The sequence below is a fragment of the Falsochrobactrum shanghaiense genome (assembly GCF_003149535.1).
Lineage (GTDB): Bacteria > Pseudomonadota > Alphaproteobacteria > Rhizobiales > Rhizobiaceae > Brucella > Brucella shanghaiense.
The window spans coordinates 1-3,473 of record NZ_QGDB01000025.1; the positions used below are offsets into that span (position 1 = coordinate 1).

Genomic DNA, 3,473 nt, shown 5'->3' on the forward strand with positions numbered 1-3,473 from the left:
AATCCATTTTCAATCAACCAAAGGACGAAGCAACCTGCCGCTAGCAGCGATGCCGCCCTCGTTGTCGCGATATATAGGGGAGCCTCACCGCATCTGTCAACACCGCAATCCAACTTATTTGAACTATTTTTGACACAGCTCAAAAGAAGGCAAGTTTTCCACAGCCGCTACATATATAGGTATGAGAGAAGGCTTTATTAAGGCCCCCGGATCCCCATGCCGACGATGACAGGGCCACAAACCGGCCTCATTATTAAAATAAAAAGCCGCGGCATTCATAAACAGGTCGCAGGGCTGTGTATAAAGCAGGCAAGCTGGCTTCTCGTTGACTTATAGACGTTTGGCATGCAGAATCGCGCCACCTGTTTAAGGCCTTCCATCAAAAGGGAAGACAGCATACGCCGGACAAGCGGCTCGTTCGCTTTTCTGAGAAATGATGTTCATGCATTTATATGCAACGGATTTGAAAAAGGGCCTGCTATAGCGGCATGAAGGATTTTGAGCCGAACAAACTTGATCCGGGTGACGAGCCCCCGCTGAGCGTAGGCGGAAGGCGGCGTCCGCCCGACAGGCGTGAAGTTTCGGCACGCTGGCTGGCGGGCACTTTCCTGACCGGCGTCACCTCCTGCATGCTGATCGGCGTAGCACTCTTTGCAGCGCTTGACGGTCGCGAGCAACTGGCCACCCCGCCCGAAATTCTGGCGCGCAACGATATGCCCGGCGTAAGCAACGATACCAGCGTCGCCAAGGCCGGGCGCCTCGTCAGCACGATTTCACGGCAAAAGCCCACGGACCGGCGGCGCTTCGATCTTTCCACCATGCAGAAAGTGGGCGAGCGCGAGGTCATCCGGACCCGGCCCTTCGAACTGGTTCACATGGCCCTTGCCGTGGATCACCCTTCCAGCCGCAAATATCCGCCCTTCGATGCGCTCTCCATTTTCTCCGAAGGCCCGACTGCGCCGCCGCCTGCCGATACCGGCCAGATTTACGGCGCCAAGGTTGAAAGCGAAATCAGCCTGCATGTCGTCGATTTCCCGCTGGGCAAAGCCTCTTTTGACGCCGCGAACGATCTCACTGTTGATGAGGTTGAGGAAGTCGTGCGCGATACGGGCGCTTTACTGACCGACGGCGACGTTCAGGTTGCCTCGTTACACTATATCGATCCAGCCCGATTCGGCGGCGGCGGTGATTCGTCTTTTGCGCTCAGTCCCGCGCTCGGCGTGAAAATCACGCAGGAAAATGTAAGCATCGCCTCCCGCGCCGACGAAGAACGTGCCGGGGATGGCTTCTCGGAAGAACTGATTCCCTTCCGGCAGACGATGAGCATCGAACAAGCCTTGCAAAGCGCGGGCTATACCGGCGACGATGCCACCAATATGGCGCAGGCCCTGGCAAAATTGCTCAATTCCCAACGCCTCAAGGAAGGCAGCGTGCTTCGCATCGGCACCGAATCGCAAGAAGGGGTCGATCGCATCGTCCGCGCGAGCGTCTATCACCGCACCACGCATCTGGTGACGGTGGCGTTCAACGACCGTCAGCAATACGTCCCTTCCGACGAACCCGAAGCGACACCGCTTCTGGCCTCGGCTTTCGACGGCGATGCCCCGCCCACGGCCATTCGCGGCAATCTGCCGACCGCCTATGACGGCATAAGCCGCGCAGCGCTGGCCTATGGCATGAGCGAGACGATGCGCGAGCAACTGGTGAAAATGCTGGCTTCCGATGTCGATCTGCAAGCACGGCTGTCACAAAATGACCGGATCGACGCCTTCTTCTCCTTGCCGGAAGATTCTGAAAAAACCGATGGCGATTCGCAGCTTCTTTATGTGGCGGCGACTTTTGGCGGAACGACCCGCAAATTCTACCGCTATCAGGCTCCCGACGGCAGTGTTGATTATTTTGATCAAAACGGAAAGAGCGCCAAACAGTTCCTGTTGCGCAATCCGGTTCCCAATGGCGTCTTCCGCTCGCCTTTCGGCATGCGCCGCCACCCGATTCTGGGCTATAGCCGCATGCATACAGGCGTGGACTGGGCCGCCCCGCGCGGCACACCCATCATCGCGGCGGGCAATGGCGTGGTCGAAAAGGCTGGCTGGTCAAATGGTTACGGCAATCAGACACTGATTCGTCACGCCAATGGCTATGTCAGCAGCTATAATCACCAAAACGCCATCGCGCGCGGCGTCAGCGTGGGTGCCCGCGTCCGTCAGGGGCAGGTCATCGGCTATGTGGGCTCGACCGGACTTTCGACCGGGCCACATCTGCACTATGAGCTGATCGTCAATGGCACCAAGGTCGACCCGCTGCGCATCCGCCTGCCCGACAGCAAGGCCCTGAAGGGCAAGGAACTGGAAGCTTTCATTCAGGAACGCGACCGGATCGATGCATTGCTCAACAGCGATGAAAACGGCACCAAGCTCGCCTCGACCGGATCGGCGCGAAGCTGACGAAATGCGCGCTGAATGAAAGCCTATCCGAAACTTCGGACAGGCTTTCGATAAAGCAACCCTTTCCGCCCAATTTATCTAGGCTGAATCGACATTCAGCGCATCCACAGCATTGCGGCTGCGAGTTGCAGGAAGCTTAGGTAGTGGGTTGCACGGCGGTCGAAGCGTGTTGCGATGCGTCTGAAGTGTTTGAGCTTGTTGAAGCAGCGCTCTATGGTGTTGCGGACCTTGTAGGCTTGGAAGTCGTAAGGGATCAGCGTCTTCCGGGTCGGATTGCACGGGATGACCGCTTCAGCGCCCATATTGGCGATGAGGTCACGCAAGGCATTGGAATCGTAAGCCTTGTCAGCCAACACGCGGCGTGGCGAGAGGCCTTCGAGCAGAGCCGGGGCGAGAGGTGCATCGCCGCGCTGGCCGGGTGTGAGGATCAGCTTCAGCGGTCGACCGAGTGCATCCACGGCCATGTGGATTTTGGTCGTCAGTCCTCCTCGGGAACGCCCCAGAGCCTGATCCCCCCTTTTTGGCCGCCGCCCTTGCCGGTGGCTGCCTGTTGGTGGGCGCGCACGAGGCTCGAGTCGAGACTGACATAATCGTTCTTGGGATCATCGATGAGATCGGCGAAGACGCGCTCCCACACACCGGCCTTCGCCCATCGTGTGAAGCGCTTGTGGGCGGTCTTCCATTTGCCGTAACGCTCGGGAAGATCGTGCCAATGCGCGCCCGAGCGCAGCACCCAAAGCACGCCGTTGACGAAAGTAAGGTTATCACCTCCCGAACGGCCCGGATCACTGGGCTTGCCGGGTAGCAAATGCCCGATCCGCCGCCATTGTTCAGGCGTCAGTTCATACCGCTTGGGCTTCGACATCAGGGACCTCCAGATCAATGAATCTGGAAACCCATAAATCACACTCCTCGACAGAAATGAATCCTGAATGTCGATTGAACCTAGCATTACAGTTGCGTTTTTGATTGATCTCTGACTCCATGGGTTTCCATGATTCGGAGGTCATGGATGACGGGACTATC

Annotated in this window: 1 protein-coding gene and 1 pseudogene; one reads left to right on the top strand and one right to left on the bottom strand. The window is 57.8% G+C overall.

Annotation, left to right across the window (positions count from 1 at the left end):
• Positions 1–488 precede the first annotated feature (488 nt).
• Positions 489–2,447, top strand: a complete 1,959-nt coding sequence (locus DKP76_RS18815) for a M23 family metallopeptidase (RefSeq protein WP_109708173.1) — start codon at positions 489–491, stop codon at positions 2,445–2,447.
• Positions 2,448–2,542: 95 nt separating this feature from the next.
• On the opposite strand, the pseudogene DKP76_RS18820 reads toward DKP76_RS18815, so the two are convergent.
• A pseudogene (locus DKP76_RS18820) lies at positions 2,543–3,312 on the bottom strand (IS5 family transposase).
• Positions 3,313–3,473: the final 161 nt, after the last annotated feature.

Bases quoted from the DNA above. Each gene is read 5' to 3' on its own strand.
- DKP76_RS18815 (WP_109708173.1), top strand. From the start codon at position 489: ATGAAGGATTTTGAGCCGAACAAACTTGATCCGGGTGACGAGCCCCCG.